Here is a 22,189-nt window from a genome sequence, read left to right on the forward strand (position 1 = left end):
GATGACATGAGCCAGGACCCGCGATGAAGCGGCCGGTCACCCGGGTCGCCGACCTGTTGAACCCCGCGGCCACGTTGCTGCCGGCGGCGAACGTGATCATGCAGCTATCGCGGCCCGGCGTGGGATATGGCGTGCTGGAAAGTCCGGTGGACAGCGGCAACGTCTACAAACACCCGTTCAAACGAGCCCGCACCACAGGGACCTACTTAGCGGCGGCGACCATCGGGACCGAGTCGGACCGCACCCTGATCCGCAAGGCAGTCGACGTCGCGCACCGTCAGGTCCGGTCGAGGGCATCGAGCCCGGTGTCCTACCACGCCTTCGATCCCGCGTTGCAGTTGTGGGTCGCGGCCTGCCTGTACCGCTATTTCGTGGAGCAGCACGAGTTTCTGCACGGGCCACTCGACGATGCGGCCGCCGACGCGGTCTATCAGGACGCCAAGCGGCTGGGCACCACCCTGCAGGTGCCCGAGCGGATGTGGCCGGCCGACCGCGTCGCATTCGACGAATACTGGAAGCGCTCGCTGGACGAGCTGCAGATCGACCCGCCGGTGCGCGAACACCTGCGTGGCGTCGCGTCGATGAAGTTCCTGCCCTGGCCGTTGCGAGCGTTGGCCGGCCCGTTCAACCTGTTCGCGACGACGGGGTTTCTGGCGCCGGAGTTCCGGTCGATGATGCGGCTGGATTGGTCAGAATCCCAACAGGAGCGATTCGAATTTCTACTCTCGGCGCTGCGGCTCGCCGACCGGTTGATCCCACACCGGACCTGGATCCTCATCTATCAGCTTCACCTGTGGGACATGAGGTTTCGCGCCAGCCGCGGCTGGCGCATCGTGTAACGCTCCCGGGTCGTGTCGCGGCATGCGATTCGGCAACACGACTCAGCGCACCGTAGCGAAAAACTTGCGCAGATCCGCCACGAAAAGTTCCGGTTGCTCGAACGCGGCGAAGTGCCCGCCGCGCGGCATCGTCGTCCAATGGGTGATGTTGAAGTTCGGCTCGCACCAGCGGCGCGGGGCGCGCAGGATCTCCTTCGGGAACGACGCGACGCCCGTGGGTAATTCGACCCGGGTAGTGTCCCCCCACTTCGTGAAACTCTCCCAGTACAGCCGCGCCGAGGACGCCGCGGTTTCGGTCACCCAGTACAGCATCACGTTGTCCAACAACTCGTCGCGCGTCAGCACGTTCTCCGGGTGGCCGTCACAGTCCATCCAGGCCTGAAACTTCTCGACGATCCAGGCCAGCTGACCCACCGGCGAATCGACCAGTCCGTAGCCCACCGTCTGCGGGCGCGTCGACTGCTGCTTGGAGTACCCGGTGCCGTTCTTGCGGTGGTCGGCCAGCGCGGCCAGGGCCGCCTGCTCTTCGGCCGTGGGGTTGGCCATCGTCTCGGCGGTCGGCATGCCCAGCGGCATGTTCAGATGGATGGCCACGCAATTGCCCTTGTTCCGACCGATCTGGCTGGTGACGGCCGCGCCCCAGTCACCGCCCTGGGCGCCGTAGCGGCCGTATCCCAGGCGCTGCATCAGCTCCTCCCACACCAGCGCGATCTTCTCCACACCCCACCCGGTGCGGCCCGGCTTTCCGGAGAACGCGTAGCCCGGCAGCGACGGGCACACCACATGGAAGGCGTCCTCGGCACGGCCGCCGTGGGCGGTGGGGTTGGTCAGCGGCTCGATCACCTTGTGGAACTCCGCGACCGAGCCCGGCCAGCCATGGGTGATCAGCAGCGGAAAGGCATCGTCGTGCGGCGACCGCTGATGGACGAAGTGGATGTCCAGACCGTCGAACTGGTCGACGAACTGGTCGAAGCGGTTCAATGCCGCCTCGCGCGCCCGCCAGTCATACTGATCGGCCCAGTAGGCGGCCAGGTCGCGGGTGTAACGCAGCGGCATGCCCTGGCTCCAGTCGTCCACACACTCGGCTTCGGGCCACCGGGTGCGCGCCAACCGGGCGCGTAAGTCATCGAGGACGTCGTCGGGAATGGCGATGCGGAACGGCTTCACCGTTCCGACCCTACTTCTGCGTCGCGTCCTTGATCAGAGTGCTGATCTGCTCGAGCAGCTCACGCATATCGGCGCGCATGGCATCGACCGCGGCGTACAGGTCAGCTTTGGTCGCCGGCTGCTGGTCTGAGGACAACGGCCGCACCGGCGGCCCCGAAGTCTGGCGTGCCGAGCTGTCGCTCTGAGAACCAGGTAGGTCACCCACGGTGTCGAGCGTGCCATACGGGGTCAACCGCGTCCAAGGTGGGAGCTGCAACGGCGTGCAGCGACCGCGCGGGCGGTGGCTTGAGCGAGCAACACGCACAGCCCGGATTCGCCCGGCACAGGATTTTGTTCGTGGTTGGTGAGGGTGGCCTAAGTGTCGGTAGTCTTGCTGGATATCACCGGCATCACCCGCGGCCGGCGTCGGCAATCCGGAGGTATAAACGATGCCCAACAGCCGGTTGGACCGATCGGCGCCGGAGACCCGGCCCGGTCAGGACCGCCGGTCCACCCTGGCCGACCTGGCGCCCGGCACCGGCGGCGAGATCGTCGCATTTCTTGCGGCGATCCCCTCAGATGTGTCGAATCGGTTGCGCCATTTGGGTTTTCGCCCGGGGGTCCGGGTCACCAAGCTGCGCACGGCTCCGCTGGGCGACCCCTCGGTGTACCGCCTGCTGGGTTATGACACCTGCCTGCGGCGCCACGAAGCGGCTCAGATCGAGATCGCCGAGCAGTCATGACCGCATCCTGCCACGACGACGGCGGCACGGTCGCCGCGCCGCCCGGCCTGTCCCGGACGGCGCTGATCGGGAGCCCCAACGCCGGCAAGACCACCGTGTTCAACCATCTCACCGGGATGCGGGCGCGGACCGGCAACTATCCCGGTGTCACCGTGGCCCGCCGGGTAGGCACCGGACGCTTCCGCAGCGACGACGAGGCGAAGACGTTCATCGTCGAAGACGTCCCCGGTTGTTACAGCCTGCACCCGGTCAGCCCCGACGAACAGGTGGTCGCCGACCTGCTGCGCGGTGAGTTGCCCGGCATACCCGCACCGGATGCGCTCGCCGTGGTGGTCGATGTCACCGTCCTCGAGCGGTCGCTGTCGCTGGCGGCTCAAGTGCTGGCGCTGGGCAAGCCAACCGTGGTCGTCCTCACCATGGGTGACGAACTGGCGGCCCGCGGTGGGCAGCTGGACACCGAGCAGTTCGCCGCCGCACTGGGAGTCCCGGTGGTCAGTGTTATCGGTAGCCGCGGCAAAGGGTTCGAACCGCTGCGGGCGCTGCTGGCGGAACCGCAAACCTGGCAGCGCGTCGCCATTCCACCGCCGACGAACGACGCGGAATACAACAGCTGGGTTGCGTCGATCCTCAACGCAGGCCGTTATCGGGCACCTGAACCCGACCGGCGCAGCGCGCGAATCGACCGAATGCTGTTGCACCCCGTGTGGGGATCGCTGTTCTTCATTGCGGTGATGTTCGGGTTTTTTCAGATCATCTTCACGCTGGCGGCACCGCTGCAGGACGCGATCGAGAAGTCCTTCAGCTGGCTGGGCACGCTCGTGGACGACAACGTCACCAACACCGCGGTCGCGGGACTGCTCGGCCACGGGGTGATCGGCGGGGTCGGCGCCGTGCTGGTGTTCATCCCGCAGATCGTCCTGATGTTCCTGCTGATCTCGCTGCTGGAAAACATCGGCTACATGACGCGCGCCGCATTCCTGGTGGATCGCATCATGGCGACCACCGGGCTGGACGGCCGGGCCTTCGTGGCGATGCTGTCATCGCTGGCTTGCGCGGTACCGGCGATCATGGCCACCCGTACCATCCCCTCGTCACGGGACCGGCTCGCCACGTGTATGGCCGCCCCGCTGATGACCTGTTCGGCGCGCCTGCCGGTGTACATCCTGCTGATCGGGATGCTGGTCAGCCCGCAGGATCGGTGGGGGCCGGTGTCGTTGCAGGGCGTCGTGATGTTCGGCATGTATCTGCTGGGCGGGGTCTCGGCGATGCTCACCGCCTGGCTGTTCAAATCGGTCGTGCTCGGTGGTGATCTGCTGCCTTTCTACATGGAGATGCCGCCCTACCGGTTCCCGTCGGTCAAGTCGGTGGCAATGACCGTATGGGACTCGGCAAAGGTGTTCCTGCGCAAGGCCGGAACCATCATTCTGGGCACCTCCGTCGTGCTGTGGTTCCTGCTCAACCTGCCGGTGCGCACCGCGGAGACCGCCGGCATGGACCAGGCGTCGGCGACGGCCTACGTCGTCAACCACTCCTTCGCCGCCGGCCTGGGCAAGATCCTCGAACCGCTTTTCGCGCCACTGGGTTTCGACTGGCGCGTCTGCGTCGGCTTGATCGGGGCGATGGCCGCCCGTGAGGTATTCGTGGCGACGCTGGGGCAGATCTTCGCGACCGGAGAATCGGGTGATTTGGTGTCGGCCACGCATGCGGCGGTGTTCACCTCTGGCCCGCACCATGGTGAGCTGGTGTTCACGGCGCCGACGATCATCGCGCTGCTGGTGTTCTTCGCCTACGCCCTGCAGTGCATGTCCACCATTGCCACGCTGCGACGCGAGACCAACTCGTGGCGCTGGCCGCTGACGGCGTGGGGTTACATGTTCGTGCTGGCCTGGACGGCGGCGTTCGCCGCGCGGCACATCACGATGTGGCTGACGGGTTGAGCGTGTCGATTCCGCTGCTTCATCCGCAGGCCACCGACGACCCCCGCCTGATGCGGTGGCTGACGGGGAGGCGGCAACTGTCCGGCGTTCCGCCACAAGTGTGCGCGCTGATCGATGAGGGCGTGCTGGAACGCGCCGAGGTCGATCTGGGCGAGGTACGAACGTGGTTGGGGGCCAACCGATCCTGGGAGGTCGACGGTGCCCGGGTGCGTTCGGCGTTGTTCGTTGCGTTGTCTGACGAACTCTCCGACGTCAGCGAGCAGGACCTGCGCGACGGGATCGACGAGATTCTGGCGCGTGACGTGACGCCTATCGCCGCTTCGCACGGCGGCGAGATCAAGGTCCACTCCGTGCACGACGGCGTGCTCACCGTCGAGTTGAGCGGAGCATGCCTGGGCTGCCCGTTAAGCGGTCGCACCCTCGGCGATCTGGTGATCCGCAGCGTGCAGGCGCGGTACCCGCAGATCCGCGAGGTCAAGGCGACCCAGCCGCGCCGCGCGTGGCTGACCTTGCCCAAGACGCTCAAGCGGCGGTAACGACGCTGAGCTCCACAAACAGTGGTGGGGGCGCACGGTATCGAACCGCCGGCCGTCCTTCCTCAAGTGGAGCTGGGGGCTACCGGCTGGCCGACTCCGATGCGACGTTGTGGGCGACGAAGTCCTCGATCAGCTCAACCACCTCGGCGGGACGCTCCACCTGAGGAAAGTGCCCGACTCCGGTCAGCACCTCCAGGCGGATGCCAGGCATGGACTTCTTCGTGGCATAAGCGTGCTCGACGGGAATTATGGCGTCCTGATCGCCCCAAATCAGCATGATGGGGAGGTCGGTCTTGGTGACCAGGCGGCTCAACGCGTTGACGGCCTGCCCCCGGTAATCGACGACGGATCGCAGAGTTCGCAGAAAAGCTGCCCTCGTCGGTGCGTCGGCGAATGAGCTGTAGGAACTCCAAATCTCCTCGCCACGGGGTGATTCGATCCCGGACTTATGGAACCAGGACCGAAGCCGGTTGCCCGCGGCCAGCACGCGCCGTGGCGCGATGATCGGCATGATCAGCTCCGCGCCGGGCGCCGACAGCAGCCGCAATGTCAAGCCCACGTCCGATCCCAGGCCGCCGCTGTCAACCAGGATCAGTCCCTGGCAATATTCGGGGTGTTGGTAGCTGAATTGCATGGCGATGCCGCCACCCAGCGAGTGCCCGACGACCGTTGCGCGGGCGACGCCGAGTTCGTCGAGCAAGTCGCGCAGTAGCACCGCGAACGCACCCAGCGAGTAGTCGCTCCGCGGCTTGTCGGAACTGCCATGACCGAGAAGGTCGGGCGCCACAACCCGGTAGTTACGGGACAGCGGGCGGATCACCGAGCGCCACGTCTGTGAGCTACCGGCCATGCCGTGCAGCAACAAGAGCACATCACCATGGCCTTCATCGACGTAGGCCAGGCGTGCGTCGTGCAGATCAAGGTACTTCAACTCAGTCATGGTCGATTCTTTCGATTCGGGTGAGATCACTGGTGCTGACCTGGTCGCGGATGGCGTTGAGTTCGGCACCGATGTTTTCAATGTCGGCGGCAGCCAGGTGGGTGGTCGGATCGACGGGTACGTCGTGAAGAGCGGTGCCGGTAGGCATGAGCACCCCGGCGGACTCGCCAGCGTCAAGAAGGCGTTGAGCGCCGTCTTTCTCGACCGTGGTTTCCGTGGCGGAGAAGGTCACCGTAGCGCCTTCGCAACTACCGGTGATGGTGGCCGGGGAAGCGTTCGGTGTGCAGTCGATTGGCGATACCTTCAACACCCGCCCATGCAAGGCCGCGGTGGGGAGGGGGCAGTCGTGGTCATGTTTTCAGTCTTTACTGCGCCACAGGATAAAATCTTGACCAGCAGGGGTGGATTTCGAATCATTTATTTGTTCACAAAGAGCAAATCAAGCGCCCCAGCGGGACTGGTTGCACCGCCTACCGGCATCGTTGGCGCCTGCGATGGTGGATGCAACGAAATCGCATTGTCGCGCGATTGTCCACCGATGCGCATCAGACCTGACACTCGCTTTCGAGAGTGCCTCGTCTGTGCGTGCCCCGGCCCGACAGTGCGGAGCCGCTCAGAGGGTGTCGGATCCCGGCACGCGCGCCGCCGCCGAGCCGACGTGGTTCATTCGCCGGATGATCGCGTACTTGTGGACCTCGGTGGGCCCGTCGTAGAGCCGGAATCCCCGGATGTCCCGGAAGATCATCTCGATGGGTGTTTCGTCGGTGACGCCGATTCCACCCAGGACCTGTATGCAACGGTCGACAACCTTGAAGAGCTCCTCGGACACGAAGGCCTTGCTGATCGAACTTTCGTGTCGCCCCTTGTGCCCCTGGTCCAGCACCCAGGCCGTGTACCAGATCGCCAGCCGGCACTGGGTGAGCGCTATTTCGTTGTCCGCCAGCATGAACCCGACACCCTGGTGCTCAATGATCGGGCCGCCGAAGGCCGTTCGGGTCTTTGCGTGATTCAGGGCGATGTGCTGGGCTCGTGAGGCGGCGCCCAACCACCGCATGGCGTGGGTGAGGCGCGCCGGGGCCAAACGCATTTGCGCGTATCGCATCGCCTCGCCGACTTCGCCGAGCACATTCGCCGTGGGCACCCGCAGGTCGTTGAAGACGACCACGCCGTGTCCTTCGACGTAGTTGCGGTCCATGGAGTTCATCACCCGCTCGATGACGATGCCTCCAGAGCCGGGGTCATCGCCCTTGGCGAGGAACAACGTTGGTCCGCCGAGGTTTCCGTCGCCGACCACGTTGGCCATGACGATCCAGGTGCCCGCACCGTTGGCGCCCGTGATGAGCCACTTGCGGCCGTTGATGACATAGGAGTCGCCGTCGCGGCGCGCCTCGGTGAGCAGTTGCGACGGATCCGAACCCGCCCCGCCGGGCTCGGTCATCGCGAACACCGATCGGACGGTGCCGTCGAGAACGGGTTTCAGGAAGACTTCGGCCTGCTCGTCGGTCGTCAGCTTGTCGAGGAGGAACATGTTCCCCTCGTCCGGCGCAGCGCAGTTCATCGCGACGGGCCCGAGCGTGGACCATCCGGCCGCCTCGTAGATCACCGACTGCTCGATGTGTGAGATACCCTTGCCGCCGAATCGCGGGGACGCCTGCGGGGTCAGCAGTCCTTCCTTGCGCGCAAATTCGACGAGCTCTCGCCGCAACTCGTCGTTGGGGCCGTGCTGGGTGAGTCGCGGATCGCGCTCGTAGGGAACGATCGCGTCGATGACGAATTTGCGGACCCGTTCGCCAAGTGCCGTCAATTCCGGGGGTACGGAGAAGTCGATCACGAAGCCATCCTCTTGGGTAGTGGGCGGACGATCAGATGCGTTCTGCCGAAAGGGAATCGGCGGTCACCGTCAAGACGGACGTCGCGATGCGGTTGAACGCAGCGTACTTCGGACCGACGAGCGCGCCACGGTGGTGCAGCACGAACAACTGCTGCCATGCGATCGCGAGCCGGAGCCGGCCCAGCGCCAGGTAGAAACCGACCGGGACCGGTTCGCGTTCTGCCGCGGCGAAGTACTTCGCCGCGAGCGCTTTACGGTCCGGAAAGCCCGGCTGCAGTGACGGAGCCAGTCCGAGGTCGCGGATGACGTCCGCGTCGTCGGGTTGCGCCCAGTAGGACAGGGTGACGCCGAGATCGAAAAGCGGATCGCCCAGCGTCGACATGTCCCAGTCGATCACCGCAGCGGCCACTCCGGTTGCATCGAAGATCACGTTGTCGAACTTGAAATCATTGTGCAGCACACTGGCTTTGGTCGTTGGTTCGGGTGCGGCGGCGCCCAGCCAGGACACGATGTGCTCGACCGTCGCCGGCGGGGATCCGTCGAACGCGTTGTGCGCCCGCCGGTTCCAACCGGCGATCTGTCGTGCGATGAATCCTTCGGGCCGCCCGAGTTCGGCGAGGTCACGGTGCGTGCCGAGGTCGATCGCGTGCAATTCGGCCAGAGCGGTGACGAATTCGTCGGCGAGCCGGGCAGTGGGGACGGCCGCAAGCTGCGCGGGAATCGTGTCTGACACGACGGTCCCGGGACGGTATTCGATCAGCTGGAAGGGACTCCCTAATACTGAGGTGTCCTCGCAGAAGGCCACTGCCCGTGGCGCGCGGAGGTAGTGGGCGTGCAGTCGACTCAAGACACGAAATTCGCGCGCCATGTCGCTGGCACCCTCGGCCAGCTGTCCGCCCGGTGGCCGGCGCAGGACCACCAGCCGGCCGTCGACCGAGATCAGGTAGTTCAGGTTGGCCAGGCCGTTGGCGAACTGACGGGGCTCAACGGCGTCGAGCACCATCCCGCGACCACGCAGCCAGGCCCTGAGCGCTGCCCAGTTCTGCGGCGAGCAGTCAGCACGGAAAGTCTGCTGTTCAAGGGCGGCGCCTGCGACATCGTGGTGTGCGGTCATCGGGCTCCTTCAGACAGATCGCGTGATAGGGACACTACGTCGAGGTCGATGGCGCGAACACGCCGCCGAGCGTGTTCGGCGCGAACGGTCTCAGGAGGCGGCGCACCGCCTCCCGCCCCATCGGACGCCCGCCCGAGCTGGGTGTAGCGCCTGGACAGACTGAGGCGCTCACGGCCGAGCAGACGCCTCGTCAGATCCCGATCGTGGCGCTGAGCCCGCCGTCTACGACGAGTGTGGTTCCGGTGATGTAGCCGGCCTCGTCCGAGGCGAGGAAGACCGCCGCGTGCGCGGCGTCCCAGGCGTCGCCGATGCGCCCGCGCGGGGCGCTGTCGTCGAGATGTCGCCACAGCTCGTCGGGGTTCTCGGTGACGCTGTCAACCCAACGCTGCAGCGCCGGCGTCCGCACCACCCCTAGCACAATCGTGTTGGCGCGGATGCCTTGTCGCGCATACTGCAGCGCCACGGTCTGGGTGAACTGAATGGTCGCCGCCTTGCTCGAGGCGTAGGAGATCGACGGCGCGCCGACCCAGCGGAGCGCCGCGATCGAACTGACGTTGATGATTGCGCCGCTACGCTGGCGCTCCATCACCGGCAGGACGTGCTTGCACGTCAAGAACTGCGAGGTGAGGTTGGTCCGGATCACCCCCTCCCAGTCGGCCTCGGTGGTTTCCACCGGTCCGCCCAGCTGATCGATGCCCACGTTGTTGTGCAGGATGTCGATGCGGTCGAATCGCTCAAGGCAGTACGAGGCCATCGCTTCGACTTGGTCGGAGACGGTGACGTCCGCACGAAACGCCGCCGCCCGGCCACCTTCGTCGTTTATCAGTTGCGCGGTCCGCTCGGCAGCACCCCCGCGATCGACGCAGAGCACCGTGGCACCTTCGCGCCCGAACTGCAGTGCCGCTGTCTCGCCGTTGCCGTAGCCGGGGCCCGCACTGGAAGCCCCCGTCACGATCGCCACTTTGTCACGAAGCCGGTCCACTAGGCAGACGCTACGCAGGGACCTCGATCTTGCCGCGCTAACTCGGGAATCTGACAATTTTCAACCACACGCAAGAGCCGAGATTGTGACTGCGGTTCTGAGTTGTGGGGCGGTGACGGCACCAGGGCTATGGCCCCGGCGGCGGGGCGGTGCAGACTGGGTGAACGGCGCTGAGCTGATGGAGGCAATGCCCCGGAAGGAACCGGAGGCGTTGGCTTTCACGCCGCCACGACCCCGGAGGCGCCGCTGCGATTCTGCGCGAGCAGACGCAAAATCACCTCATTTCGGCACGAAATGGGTGATTTTGCGTCTGCTCGCCCCTGCCAGAGTGGGCGCGGACGGTATCGAACCGCCGACCGCTGGTGTGTAAAACCAGAGCTCTACCACTGAGCTACGCGCCCTTATGCCCCGGCGCAGGCTACACGCCGAAACCCCAACCACTCAAAACTAGACGCGCAACGCCGTCAACGCCTGAGTCCACAGCGCGCGATCACGCGCCTCACCGGGCTGCTTCATCTCGGCGAACCGGATGATGCCCACCTTGTCGACCACGAAGGTGCCGCGGTTGGAGATGCCGGCCACGTCGTTGAATACCCCGTACGCCTGGCTGACCTCGCCGTGCGGCCAGAAGTCCGAGAGCACCGGGAACAGGAAACCGCTCTGCACCGCCCAGATCTTGTGAGTGGGCGGCGGCCCCACCGAGATGGCCAGCACCGCGCTGTCGTCATTCTCGAACTCCGGCAGGTTGTCCCGCACCTGGTCCAACTCGCCCTGGCAGATGCCCGTGAAAGCCAGCGGGAAGAACACCAGCAGCACGTTCTTGGCCCCGCGGTAGCTGCTCAGCGTCACGGGCTGCTGATTCTGGTCGCGCAGTGTGAAGTCGGGGGCGGTGGCTCCGACGTCAAGCATCAGCGCTTACCGGTCCGGGACTTCGGCTGCACCAACCGGCTGGCCGCCCAGTTGCCCAGGTTGACCGACGACGTCGGCATCAGCCCCGCGGTAGGTGCCGCTTCGGCGATATCAGCGGGCAGCACGTGGCCGGGACGGCCGGTCTTGGGCGTCAACACCCAGATCACGCCGTCTTCGGCGAGCGGGCTGATCGCATCCATCAGCAGGTCCACCAAGTCGCCGTCACCTTCGCGGTACCAGAGCAGAACGACGTCGACGACCTCGTCGGTGTCTTCGTCGAGCAGTTCGCTACCGCAGGCGTCCTCGACATCAGCGCGGATATCGTCGTCGGTGTCCTCGTCCCAGCCCCACTCCTGGACGACTTGGTCCCGTTGGATGCCCAGTTTGCGAGCGTGATCCGCCGCGACCACCGTGGAACCTCCTCCTTAGACAACCGCACGATAAGCGACGAACGTTATCGTCGCACAGGCACTACTGAGCTTCATACGGCTAACCCACGCACATTTTCAGCGCCTTGGTCTTGGCGTCGTTGAGCCGGTCGACCCGGCGGTTGAACTCGCCGGTGGACGCGTGAGTGCCGATCGCGTTGGCCACCTGGCGGGCAGCGTCGTTGTAGGTGTTCATCGAATCGCGCATCGGACCCGGCAGCGCGTCGCTGTAGCTGTTCTCCACAGCGCTGGCGCTGGCGTTGAGCGCGTCGATCGCCGGGCCTTCGGTGGGACCGGTGTTCTTGCCGCTGTTGAAGGCCGCGACGAACGAGTTCACCTTATCGATCGCGTCCTTGCTGGTGGTGGCCAGGACATCGCAGGAGGTGCGGATCGCCCTGGTGGTCACCGATGCTATGCGCTGGGACTCCCGGACGCTCGAGGTCACCGACGACGCGGACACCGACGCCGACACCGAGGACCGGTAAGCCGGGGCGACGTTGGTGTCGGGCGCTCCGGTCCCCTCGGTGACCTTCGTACAGCCGACAATCCCTATCGCCACCATCGCGACGGAGCCGACAGCCAGCGCGCCTCGCCTGGGGAAGGTCCCGACGCGCCATCCGATGAGCACGGGATCTGACGTTACCGGGTCACGATCCCATCTGCCCCACTAGCACCGACTTCGGTGTCGCACCCGGGACCAGTACACGGGTGTCCGCCGGGGACGGCCGTGCGGCACGATAGAGGGACGAACACTCGTGCATCACCCCTGCCAACTACAGGAGCGGAAGTTGACCACCGAGTTCGCCCGCAACGATCTGGCCAAAACGTCAAGCAGCACAAGCGAACCCGATCGCGTTCGGGTGATCCGCGAGGGCGTCGCGTCGTATCTGCCTGACATCGATCCCGAGGAAACGTCGGAATGGCTGGAATCGTTCGATGACCTACTGGCGCGCTCCGGGCCGGCGCGGGCGCGCTACCTGATGCTGCGAATGCTCGAACGTGCCAGCGAGCAGCGGGTGGCGATCCCGGCGCTGACGTCGACGGACTACGTCAACACCATCCCCACCGAACTGGAGCCGTGGTTTCCCGGCGATGAGGATGTCGAACGCCGCTTTCGCACCTGGATCAGGTGGAACGCGGCCATCATGGTGCACCGCGCGCAGCGGCCCGGGGTAGGCGTCGGCGGCCACATCTCGACGTATGCGTCCTCAGCGGCGCTCTACGAGGTCGGCTTCAATCACTTCTTCCGCGGCAAGGCTCATCCCGGCGGCGGCGACCACGTGTTCGTTCAGGGCCACGCCTCCCCCGGTATCTATGCGCGCGCCTTCCTCGAGGGGCGGCTGAGCGCCGATCGTCTCGACGGCTTCCGCCAGGAACACAGCCACTCCGGCGGCGGACTGCCGTCCTACCCGCACCCGCGCCTGATGCGCGACTTCTGGGAGTTCCCCACGGTGTCGATGGGCCTTGGCCCGCTCAACGCGATCTACCAGGCCCGGTTCAACCACTACCTGCACGACCGGGGCATCAAAGACACCTCCGATCAGCACGTGTGGTGTTTTCTGGGCGACGGCGAGATGGACGAGCCGGAAAGCCGCGGGTTGGCCCACATCGGCGCGCTGGAGGGTCTGGACAACCTGACCTTCGTGATCAACTGCAACCTGCAGCGCCTTGATGGGCCGGTGCGCGGCAACGGCAAGATCATCCAGGAACTGGAGTCGTACTTCCGCGGCGCCGGCTGGAACGTCATCAAGGTGGTATGGGGCCGCGAATGGGACGCCCTGCTGCACGCCGACCGTGACGGCGCGCTGGTGAACCTGATGAACACCACGCCGGACGGCGACTACCAGACCTACAAGGCCAACGACGGCGCCTACGTGCGCGACCACTTCTTCGGCCGCGACCCGCGGACCAAGGCGTTGGTGCAGAACATGAGCGACTCCGAGATCTGGAACCTCAAGCGCGGCGGGCACGATTACCGCAAGGTCTATGCCGCCTACCACGCCGCCGTCGCGCACAAAGGCCAGCCGACCGTCATCCTGGCCAAGACCATCAAGGGCTACTCGCTGGGCGCACACTTCCAGGGCCGCAACGCCACCCATCAGATGAAAAAGCTTGCGCTGGAAGACCTCAAGCGCTTCCGCGATTCGATGCGGATCCCGATCAGCGACGCCCAGCTGGAAGAGGACCCCTACCTGCCGCCGTACTACCACCCCGGGCCGGACGCCCCGGAGATCCGCTACCTGCTGGACCGCCGGCGCGCCCTGGGCGGGTTCCTTCCGGAACGCCGGACCAAGACCAAAGCGCTCCAACTACCCAGCCGCGATGTCTACAAGGCCCTGAAGAAGGGGTCCGGCAACCAGGAGGTCGCCACCACCATGGCGCTGGTGCGCACCTTCAAAGAACTGTTGCGCGACAAAGAGATCGGCCACCGCATTGTTCCCATCATCCCGGATGAGGCCCGCACCTTCGGGATGGACTCATGGTTCCCGTCGCTAAAGATCTACAACCGCCTCGGCCAGCTCTACACCGCCGTCGACGCCGAATTGATGCTGGCCTACAAGGAAAGTGAAATCGGCCAGATCCTGCACGAGGGCATCAACGAGGCCGGGTCGGTGGGCTCCTTCACCGCGGCCGGCACGTCGTATGCCACCCACAACGAGCCGATGATTCCGCTGTACATCTTCTATTCGATGTTCGGTTTCCAGCGCACCGGCGACGGCCTGTGGGCCGCGGCCGACCAGATGGCCCGCGGGTTCGTGTTGGGGGCGACGGCCGGGCGTACCACCCTGGTGGGCGAGGGTCTGCAACACGCCGACGGGCATTCCTTGCTGCTGGCGGCCACCAACCCGGCCGTGGTGTCCTACGACCCGGCGTTCGCCTATGAAATCGCCTACATCGTGGAAAGCGGCCTGGCGCGGATGTTCGGCAAAGACCCGGAGAACGTGTACTTCTACATCACCCTCTACAACGAGCCCTATCAACAGCCTCCGGAGCCGGAGAACTTCGACCCCGAGGGCCTGCTGCGCGGCATCTACCGCTACCGCGCGGCCACCGAGAAGCGCTCGTCCACGGCGCAGATCCTGGTGTCCGGGGTCGCGATGCCCTCCGCGCTCAAGGCGGCCGAGATGCTCGCCGAGCAGTGGGACGTGGCAGCCGACGTATGGTCGGTGACCAGCTGGGGCGAGCTCAACCGCGACGGGGTGGAAGTCGAGAAACAGCGGCTTCGCCACCCGGACAAGCCGGCGGGTACGCCCTACGTGACGACAGCGCTGGAAAAGACCCGCGGCCCCGTCGTCGCGGTCTCGGACTGGATGCGCGCCGTCCCCGAACAGATCCGGCCATGGGTGCCTGGCACGTACGTGACGCTGGGCACCGACGGGTTCGGCTTCTCCGACACCCGGCCCGCCGCGCGGCGCTACTTCAACACCGACGCCGAATCGACGGTGGTCGCGGTGCTCGAAGCGCTGGCCCGCGACGGCGAAATCGACCCGTCGGTGCCCGTCACCGCCGCCCGTCAGTACAAGATCGACGACGTCCAGGCCGCGCCCGAGCAGACCTCCGACCCAGGCGTCGCCTAGGGCTCCCCTCGTCTGCGCCGACCGTGAAGCTGGCGTCACGGTCGTTGCCGAGCGTGAAGCCAGCTTCACGCTCGCGACCGAGGCCCGCGACCGAGGGCTCCCCTCGTCTGCGCCGACCGTGAAGCTGGCGTCACGGTCGTTGCCGAGCGTGAAGCCAGCTTCACGCTCGCGACCGAGGCCCGCGACCGAGGCCCGCGACCGAGGCGCTGGACTCCTTTAGCGGACCTCGACAGAAAATGGGCGTAGCTTTTAGTTGTGGACGACAACAGCTTGGCCCACCAGCTCGGGCGTCCCCGCTCGCCGCTGGAACTGCTGGACACCGTGCCCGATTCGTTGCTGCGCCGCTTGAAGCAGTACTCGGGCCGGCTTGCCACCGAGGCGGTCTCGGCCATGCAGGAGCGGCTTCCGTTCTTCGCCGACCTGGAAGCCTCCCAGCGCGCCAGCGTGGCGTTGGTGGTTCAGACCGCGGTGGTCAACTTCGTCGAGTGGATGCAGGACCCGCACAGCAATGTCAGCTACACCGCGCAGGCCTTCGAACTGGTGCCGCAGGACCTCACCCGGCGCATCGCACTTCGGCACACCGTGGACATGGTGCGGGTCACGATGGAGTACTTCGAGGAGGTCGTGCCGCTGCTGGCCCGCTCCGAGGAGCACTTGACCGCGCTGACGGTCGGCATCCTCAAGTACAGCCGAGACCTGGCGTTCACCGCCGCCACGGCCTACGCCGATGCGGCCGAGGCACGCGGTGCATGGGACAGCCGAATGGAGGCCAGCGTCGTCGACGCGGTGGTGCGCGGTGACACCGGTCCCGAACTGCTGTCCCGGGCCGCCGCGCTCAACTGGGACACCACCGCGCCGGCGACGGTGATAGTGGGAACCCCGGCGCCCGGACGCACCATGGACGGCAGCGAACGCGCAAGCCAGGATCTCCGTGACATCGCGGCCCGGCACGGCCGTGCGGCGCTCACCGACGTGCACGGCACCTGGCTGGTGGCGATCGTGTCCGGTCAGTTATCGCTCACCGACAAGTTCCTCAACGACCTGCTGGGCGCCTTCGCCGACGAACCGGTGGTGATCGGGCCGACGGCGCCCATGCTCACCGCGGCCTATCACAGTGCCAGTGAGGCTATTTCGGGAATGAACGCGGTCGCCGGGTGGCGAGGGGCCCCGCGCCCGGTCCTGGCCCGCGAACTGCTGCCCGAACGCGCTCTGATGGGTGACGCGTCGGCGATCGTGGCGCTGCACACCGACGTGATGCGCCCGCTGGCCGACGCCGGGCCGACGCTCGTCGAAACCCTGGATGCTTTCTTAGATTCCGGCGGTGCTATTGAGGCTTGTGCCAGGAAGTTGTTCGTTCATCCAAACACCGTGCGCTACCGCCTGAAGCGGATCACCGACTTCACCGGGCGTGATCCCACCCAACCACGGGATGCGTACGTGCTGCGCGTGGCGGCGACGGTGGGCCAGCTCAACTACCCGACGCAGAATTCCAGCGCCGCCAACTTCGCCGTACCGCCGCTTCCTGCGCCGGTCAGAGGCGTTTCCGGCAACGGTTCGGGTAGATAGTGATTTAGATGACAGATCGCGGGCGTATCTCAAACGCGTAGCTTACGGAGCTATTTTGTAGGATGTATACAAAAACCTAAGACGAGGTTCATAATCTGTTACACCCCGCAAAACCGGCTTCACAGTGTTCTCTTAGACACGTGATTGCGTTGCTTGCACCCGGACAGGGTTCCCAGACTCAGGGGATGCTCGCGCCGTGGCTGGAACTGCCAGGCGCAGCGGACCAGATTGCGGCATGGTCGACGGCCAGTGGCCTGGACCTGGCGCGGCTGGGCACCACCGCGTCGACAGAGGAGATCACGGACACCGCGATCGCCCAGCCTCTCATCGTGGCGACTACCCTGCTCGCTCACCAGGAATTTTCCAGGCGCGGTCTGCTGTCCGGCCAGGAGTTCATCGTCGCCGGCCACTCCGTCGGCGAGATCGCGGCTTACGCCATCGCCGGAGTGCTGGCCGCTGATGACGCGGTGATGCTGGCCGCCACCCGCGGGGCCGAGATGGCCCGGGCATGCGCCGTCGAGCCCACCGGTATGTCGGCCGTGCTCGGTGGCGACGAGTCCGAAGTGCTGGCTCGCCTCGATCGGCTCGACCTGGTTCCGGCCAACCGCAACGCCGCCGGCCAGATCGTCGCCGCCGGCCCTTTGACCGCGCTGGAGAAGCTGGCCGAAGACCCGCCGGCCAAGGCCCGGGTCCGCGCACTGGGTGTGGCCGGGGCTTTCCACACCGATTTCATGTCACCCGCGCTAGAGGGTTACGCCGCAGCGGCGGCCGGCATCGCAACCGCCGAGCCCTTGGCCACCCTGCTGTCCAACTACGACGGGAAGCCGGTAACCTCTGCCGCCGCGGCGATGCAGACCCTGGTCGCGCAGCTGACCCGTCCGGTGCGCTGGGACCTGTGCACCGCATACATCCGTGAGCAAGGCGAAAACACTGTGACGGCGATCGTGGAGTTCCCGCCTGCGGGCACTCTGACCGGCATCGCCAAACGCGAACTTCGGGGGGTTCCGACGCGAGCCGTCAAGTCACCCGCAGATCTGGACGAGCTGGCGAATCTGTAGCCGCCCGCTTCATTCCAGAAGCTTCAAAGTACGTCAAATCGGTTTATACACAACATATTACGAAGGGAACGAACCGTGGCCGTCAGTCAGGAAGAAATCATCGCCGGTATCGCCGAGATCATCGAAGAGGTGACCGGTATCGAGCCGTCGGAGGTCACCCCGGAGAAGTCGTTCGTCGACGACCTGGACATCGACTCGCTGTCGATGGTGGAGATCGCCGTGCAGACCGAGGACAAGTACGGCGTGAAGATCCCGGACGAGGACCTCGCCGGCCTGCGGACCGTCGGTGACGTCGTCGCCTACATCCAGAAGCTCGAGGAAGAGAACCCCGAGGCTGCCGAGGCGCTGCGCGCCAAGCTCGAGACGGACAACCCCGAGGCTGTTGCCAACGTCAAGGCGAGGCTGGAAGCAGAAAGCAAGTGACCAAGCCTTCCACTGCTAATGGCGGTTACCGCGGCGCTCCTTTTAAGGACGTCGTGGTAACCGCCGTCGCGGCAACGACATCGCTCGCGCCGGACATTGAGAGCACGTGGAAGGGCTTGCTGGCCGGAGAAAGCGGCATCCACGTCCTCGAAGACGACTTCGTCACCAAATGGGACCTGCCGGTCCGCATCGGTGGACACCTGAAAGAAGCGATCGACGACCACATGGGCAGGCTCGACATGCGCCGCATGTCGTACGTCCAACGAATGAGCAAGTGGCTCAGCGGTCAGCTCTGGGAAAACGCCGGTACGCCGGAGGTCGACCCGGACCGGTTCACCGTCGTGGTGGGCACCGGTCTGGGTGGCGCCGAACGGATCGTCGAAAGTTATGACCTGATGAACGAGGGCGGCCCCCGCAAGGTGTCGCCGCTCGCCGTTCAGATGATCATGCCCAATGGTGCCGCGGCAGTGGTGGGCCTGCAGCTCGGTGCCCGCGCCGGGGTCATCACCCCGGTGTCGGCCTGTTCTTCGGGTTCGGAGGCCATCGCCCACGCGTGGCGTCAGATCGTCATGGGTGATGCGGATGTCGCCGTCTGCGGCGGCGTCGAAGGCCCGATCGAGGCGCTGCCCATCGCGGCGTTCTCGATGATGCGGGCCATGTCGACCCGCAACGACGAGCCCGAACGTGCGTCGCGACCCTTCGACAAGAACCGTGACGGCTTCGTGTTCGGCGAGGCCGGGGCAATGATGGTGCTCGAGACCGAGGAACACGCCAAGGCCCGCGGCGCCACGCCGTTGGCCCGGATCCTGGGTGCGGGTATCACCTCGGACGCCTTCCACATGGTGGCGCCGGACCCGAACGGCATCCGTGCCGGTCGCGCGATGCAGCGCTCGATGGAGCTGGCGGGCTTGTCGCCTGACGACATCGACCACGTCAACGCGCACGGGACCGCAACTCCGATCGGCGATGCTGCCGAAGCCAACGCGATCCGCGTGGCCGGCTGTGAAAAGGCCGCGGTGTATGCGCCTAAATCGGCGCTCGGGCACTCCATCGGCGCGGTCGGCGCGCTCGAATCGGTGCTCACGGTGTTGACCCTTCGGGACGGAGTCATACCGCCGACATTGAATTACGAAACCCCGGACCCGGAGATCAACCTTGATGTGGTTGCCGGCGAGCCTCGCTATGGCGAGTACCGCTACGCGATCAACAACTCGTTCGGGTTCGGCGGTCACAACGTGGCGCTCGCCTTCGGGCGCTACTGAACACGAACAGGTGGTGACCCGCTTCGCCCGGCGTTTTCCGGCTAGCGATCACCATAGGGGACGACTGGTGGTGACCCGCTTCGCGATCACCACGAAGAACGGAAGGAACGGTTCGCCAGAGCCATGACAGAGCTGGTTACGGGGAAGGCACTTCCCAATGTGGTTGTCACCGGCGTTGCCATGACGACCGCGCTGGCAACAGACGCGGAAACTACGTGGAAATTGTTGCTGGACGGTCAAAGCGGTATCCGCACCCTCGACGACCCGTTCGTCGAGGAGTTCGATCTGCCGGTACGTATCGGGGGGCACCTGCTGGAGGAATTCGACCATGAGCTGACGCGGGTCGAACTGCGTCGGACGGCGTACCTGCAGCGGATGTCCACCGTGATCGGTCGCCGGGTGTGGGAGAACGCAGGCTCACCCGAGGTCGACACCACCCGGTTGGCGGTGTCGATCGGTACCGGGTTGGGTTCGGCCGAAGAGCTGGTGTTCGGGTACGACGAAATGCGGGCGCGCGGCTTCCGTGCGATCTCGCCCCTGGCCGTGCAGAAGTACATGCCCAACGGCGCCGCGGCGGCCGTGGGCCTGGAACGGCATGCCAAGGCCGGCGTCATGACGCCGGTATCGGCGTGCGCGTCGGGCTCGGAGGCCATCGCCCGCGCGTGGCAGCAGATCGTGCTCGGTGAAGCCGACATGGCGATCTGCGGTGGCGTGGAGACCCGGATCGAGGCGGTGCCCATCGCCGGGTTCGCCAACATGCGCATCGTGATGTCGACCAACAACGACGATCCGCAGGGCGCCTGCCGCCCCTTCGACAAGGACCGGGACGGCTTCGTCTTCGGTGAGGCCGGCGCGTTGATGGTGATCGAGACCGAAGAGCACGCCAAAGCCCGGGGTGCCAACATCCTGGCCCGCATCATGGGGGCCAGCATCACCTCGGACGGCTTCCACATGGTGGCGCCGGACCCCAACGGGGAACGCGCCGGGCACGCCATGACGCGGTCGATCCAGCTTGCCGGCCTGCAGCCGAGCGACATCGACCACATCAACGCCCACGCGACCGGTACCCAGGTCGGCGACGTGGCTGAGGGCAGGGCTATCAACAACGCCCTGGGCAGTCACAGCGCGGCGGTCTACGCTCCAAAATCTGCCCTCGGCCACTCGGTCGGTGCGGTCGGAGCAGTGGAGTCCATCCTGACCGTGCTCGCACTGCGTGATCAGGTCATCCCGCCGACACTGAACCTGGTCAACCTCGACCCGGAGATCGACCTGGACGTGGTGGCGGGTAAGCCTCGGCCCGGCAATTACCAGTACGCGATCAACAACTCGTTCGGCTTCGGCGGTCACAACGTGGCGATCGCCTTTGGGCGCTACTAGAAAGCTCCAAGCAACACCGGATAAACCAGAGCAACACCCGGAAAACAGGAGACCTGCGATGACAATCATGGCCCCCGAGGCGGTTGGCGAGTCGCTCGACCCCCGCGATCCTTTGTTGCGGCTGAGCAACTTCCTCGACGACGGCAGCATCGAGCTGCTACACGAGCGGGACCGCTCGGGTGTCCTCGCCGCGGCGGGCACCGTCAACGGCGTGCGCACGATCGCGTTCTGCACCGATGGGACCGTGATGGGCGGCGCCATGGGCGTCGAGGGTTGTGCTCACATCGTCAACGCCTACGACACCGCCATCGAGGAACAGAGTCCCATCGTGGGGATCTGGCACTCCGGTGGCGCGCGGTTGGCCGAGGGTGTCAAGGCGCTGCACGCCGTGGGTCTGACCTTCGAGGCCATGATCCGGGCATCCGGTTACATCCCGCAGATCTCGGTGGTCGTCGGATTCGCCGCCGGTGGTGCCGCTTACGGGCCGGCACTCACCGACGTCATCGTCATGGCGCCGGAGAGCCGGGTCTTCGTCACCGGGCCTGACGTGGTCCGCAGCGTCACCGGCGAGGACGTCGACATGGCTTCCCTGGGTGGGCCCGAAACCCACCACAAGAAGTCCGGTGTATGCCACATTGTCGCCGACGACGAGCTGGACGCTTTCGAGCGTGGTCGCCGGCTGGTCGGATTGTTCTGCCAGCAGGGCCATTTCGACCGCAGCAAGGCCGAGGCCGGCGACACCGACATCCGGGCATTGTTGCCCGAGTCGTCGCGACGGGCTTACGACGTGCACCCCATCGTCACCGCGGTGCTCGACTCGGACGCGCCTTTCGAGGAATTCCAGGCCAAGTGGGCGCCGTCGATGGTGGTCGGGCTGGGCCGGTTGTCGGGCCGTACGGTCGGTGTGCTGGCCAACAACCCGCTGCGGCTGGGTGGTTGCCTGAACTCCGAGAGTGCCGAGAAGGCAGCGCGTTTCGTGCGGCTGTGCGACGCGTTCGGCGTCCCGCTGGTGGTCATCGTCGACGTGCCGGGGTATCTGCCCGGTGTCGATCAGGAGTGGGGCGGCGTGGTGCGACGCGGCGCCAAGCTGCTGCACGCCTTCGGTGAGGCCACCGTTCCCCGGGTCACCCTGGTGACGCGAAAGATCTACGGCGGGGCCTACATTGCGATGAACTCCCGCTCGCTGAACGCGACGAAGGTGTTCGCCTGGCCGGACGCCGAGGTTGCGGTGATGGGCGCCAAGGCCGCCGTCGGCATCCTGCACAAGCGCAAGCTGGCGGCCGCGCCGGACCACGAGCGCGAGGCCCTGCACGACGAGTTGGCCGCCGAGCACGAGCGCATCGCCGGTGGCGTGGACAGCGCCATCGACATCGGTGTGGTCGACGAGAAGATCGACCCGTCGCACACCCGCAGCAAGCTCACCGAGGCGCTGGCTCAGGCGCCGGCACGCCGCGGCCGCCACAAGAACATCCCGCTGTAGGGGCACCTTCCCCCGCGAGCAGTCGCAAAGTCGCACGTTT

The 22,189-nt window shown here is 66.0% G+C and carries 21 protein-coding genes and 1 tRNA gene; 11 read left to right on the forward strand and 11 right to left on the reverse strand.

The genetic code is table 11. The annotated features are described in order from the left end of the window. The first annotated feature begins 23 nt into the window (after positions 1 to 23). A complete protein-coding gene (locus ACX9NE_RS15080; RefSeq protein WP_459362185.1) occupies positions 24 to 839 on the forward strand; it encodes an oxygenase MpaB family protein in 816 nt (271 codons plus the stop codon). Positions 840 to 881: 42 nt separating this feature from the next. Here the strand turns inward: ACX9NE_RS15080 and ACX9NE_RS15085 are convergent, their stop codons facing one another. After that, positions 882 to 2,006, reverse strand: coding sequence for an epoxide hydrolase family protein (locus ACX9NE_RS15085; protein WP_459362186.1), 1,125 nt, complete (start codon positions 2,004 to 2,006; stop codon positions 882 to 884). Positions 2,007 to 2,016: 10 nt separating this feature from the next. Then, a complete protein-coding gene (locus ACX9NE_RS15090) occupies positions 2,017 to 2,211 on the reverse strand; it encodes a hypothetical protein (RefSeq protein ID WP_459362187.1) in 195 nt (64 codons plus the stop codon). 223 nt (positions 2,212 to 2,434) lie between these two features. Here ACX9NE_RS15090 and ACX9NE_RS15095 point away from each other — a divergent pair, with 223 nt between their 5' ends. Genes ACX9NE_RS15095 through ACX9NE_RS15105 form a run of 3 tightly spaced genes read left to right on the forward strand, consistent with a single transcriptional unit; the run spans position 2,435 to position 5,201 of the window. Continuing rightward, positions 2,435 to 2,728: a FeoA family protein gene (locus tag ACX9NE_RS15095; protein ID WP_459362188.1), complete on the forward strand. Its 294-nt coding sequence runs from the start codon at positions 2,435 to 2,437 to the stop codon at positions 2,726 to 2,728. After that, positions 2,725 to 4,665, forward strand: a complete 1,941-nt coding sequence (gene feoB, locus ACX9NE_RS15100; RefSeq protein WP_459362189.1) for a ferrous iron transporter B — start codon at positions 2,725 to 2,727, stop codon at positions 4,663 to 4,665. The genes ACX9NE_RS15095 and feoB overlap by 4 nt, the downstream gene beginning before the upstream one ends. Continuing rightward, complete coding sequence (locus ACX9NE_RS15105; protein ID WP_459362190.1) at positions 4,650 to 5,201, forward strand: NifU family protein; 552 nt, start codon at positions 4,650 to 4,652, stop codon at positions 5,199 to 5,201. Before feoB ends, ACX9NE_RS15105 begins: the two co-directional genes overlap by 16 nt. 79 nt (positions 5,202 to 5,280) lie before the next feature. On the opposite strand, the gene ACX9NE_RS15110 is transcribed toward ACX9NE_RS15105, so the two are convergent. The 9 genes from ACX9NE_RS15110 to ACX9NE_RS15150 all read right to left on the reverse strand — a co-directional run bounded on the left by ACX9NE_RS15110 (position 5,281) and on the right by ACX9NE_RS15150 (position 12,033). Then, complete coding sequence (locus ACX9NE_RS15110) at positions 5,281 to 6,141, reverse strand: alpha/beta fold hydrolase (protein ID WP_459362191.1); 861 nt, start codon at positions 6,139 to 6,141, stop codon at positions 5,281 to 5,283. Further along, a complete protein-coding gene (locus ACX9NE_RS15115) occupies positions 6,134 to 6,373 on the reverse strand; it encodes a hypothetical protein (RefSeq protein WP_459362192.1) in 240 nt (79 codons plus the stop codon). The genes ACX9NE_RS15110 and ACX9NE_RS15115 overlap by 8 nt, the downstream gene beginning before the upstream one ends. Positions 6,374 to 6,754: 381 nt before the next feature. Further along, a complete protein-coding gene (locus tag ACX9NE_RS15120) occupies positions 6,755 to 7,972 on the reverse strand; it encodes an acyl-CoA dehydrogenase family protein (RefSeq protein ID WP_459362193.1) in 1,218 nt (405 codons plus the stop codon). Between the two features lie 31 nt (positions 7,973 to 8,003). Beyond that, positions 8,004 to 9,086, reverse strand: a complete 1,083-nt coding sequence (locus tag ACX9NE_RS15125; RefSeq protein WP_459362194.1) for a phosphotransferase family protein — start codon at positions 9,084 to 9,086, stop codon at positions 8,004 to 8,006. Positions 9,087 to 9,276: 190 nt separating this feature from the next. Continuing rightward, positions 9,277 to 10,068: an SDR family NAD(P)-dependent oxidoreductase gene (locus ACX9NE_RS15130; protein WP_459362195.1), complete on the reverse strand. Its 792-nt coding sequence runs from the start codon at positions 10,066 to 10,068 to the stop codon at positions 9,277 to 9,279. Positions 10,069 to 10,397: 329 nt separating this feature from the next. Beyond that, a tRNA-Val gene (locus ACX9NE_RS15135) sits at positions 10,398 to 10,469 on the reverse strand. A gap of 46 nt (positions 10,470 to 10,515) precedes the next feature. Further along, positions 10,516 to 10,977: a peroxiredoxin gene (locus ACX9NE_RS15140; RefSeq protein ID WP_459362196.1), complete on the reverse strand. Its 462-nt coding sequence runs from the start codon at positions 10,975 to 10,977 to the stop codon at positions 10,516 to 10,518. After that, positions 10,977 to 11,387: a DUF3052 domain-containing protein gene (locus tag ACX9NE_RS15145; protein WP_459362197.1), complete on the reverse strand. Its 411-nt coding sequence runs from the start codon at positions 11,385 to 11,387 to the stop codon at positions 10,977 to 10,979. Before ACX9NE_RS15145 ends, ACX9NE_RS15140 begins: the two co-directional genes overlap by 1 nt. A gap of 79 nt (positions 11,388 to 11,466) precedes the next feature. After that, a complete protein-coding gene (locus tag ACX9NE_RS15150) occupies positions 11,467 to 12,033 on the reverse strand; it encodes a hypothetical protein (protein ID WP_459362198.1) in 567 nt (188 codons plus the stop codon). Positions 12,034 to 12,193: 160 nt separating this feature from the next. Here ACX9NE_RS15150 and aceE point away from each other — a divergent pair, with 160 nt between their 5' ends. The 7 genes from aceE (at position 12,194) to ACX9NE_RS15185 (ending at position 22,149) form a co-directional block, all read left to right on the forward strand. After that, on the forward strand, positions 12,194 to 14,983 hold the full coding sequence (gene aceE, locus ACX9NE_RS15155; RefSeq protein ID WP_459362199.1) for a pyruvate dehydrogenase (acetyl-transferring), homodimeric type: 2,790 nt from the start codon (positions 12,194 to 12,196) through the stop codon (positions 14,981 to 14,983). A gap of 255 nt (positions 14,984 to 15,238) precedes the next feature. Then, positions 15,239 to 16,549: a PucR family transcriptional regulator gene (locus ACX9NE_RS15160; RefSeq protein ID WP_459362200.1), complete on the forward strand. Its 1,311-nt coding sequence runs from the start codon at positions 15,239 to 15,241 to the stop codon at positions 16,547 to 16,549. A gap of 140 nt (positions 16,550 to 16,689) precedes the next feature. Continuing rightward, entirely contained in the window at positions 16,690 to 17,607 is a 918-nt protein-coding gene (locus ACX9NE_RS15165; RefSeq protein WP_459362201.1) for an ACP S-malonyltransferase, read from the forward strand. A 75-nt stretch (positions 17,608 to 17,682) separates the two neighbouring features. Then, positions 17,683 to 18,030, forward strand: a complete 348-nt coding sequence (gene acpM / locus ACX9NE_RS15170) for a meromycolate extension acyl carrier protein AcpM (RefSeq protein WP_083113548.1) — start codon at positions 17,683 to 17,685, stop codon at positions 18,028 to 18,030. Next, positions 18,027 to 19,292, forward strand: coding sequence for a 3-oxoacyl-ACP synthase KasA (gene kasA, locus ACX9NE_RS15175; RefSeq protein ID WP_459362202.1), 1,266 nt, complete (start codon positions 18,027 to 18,029; stop codon positions 19,290 to 19,292). Before acpM ends, kasA begins: the two co-directional genes overlap by 4 nt. A gap of 123 nt (positions 19,293 to 19,415) precedes the next feature. Continuing rightward, positions 19,416 to 20,669 carry a 3-oxoacyl-ACP synthase KasB gene (kasB, locus tag ACX9NE_RS15180; protein WP_459362203.1) on the forward strand — a complete coding sequence of 418 codons (1,254 nt, stop codon included), beginning with the start codon at positions 19,416 to 19,418 and terminating at the stop codon, positions 20,667 to 20,669. A 58-nt stretch (positions 20,670 to 20,727) separates the two neighbouring features. Then, positions 20,728 to 22,149, forward strand: a complete 1,422-nt coding sequence (locus ACX9NE_RS15185; RefSeq protein ID WP_459362204.1) for an acyl-CoA carboxylase subunit beta — start codon at positions 20,728 to 20,730, stop codon at positions 22,147 to 22,149. The last annotated feature ends 40 nt before the right edge of the window (positions 22,150 to 22,189 follow it).

It is taken from the genome of Mycobacterium sp. ML4, assembly GCF_054515735.1.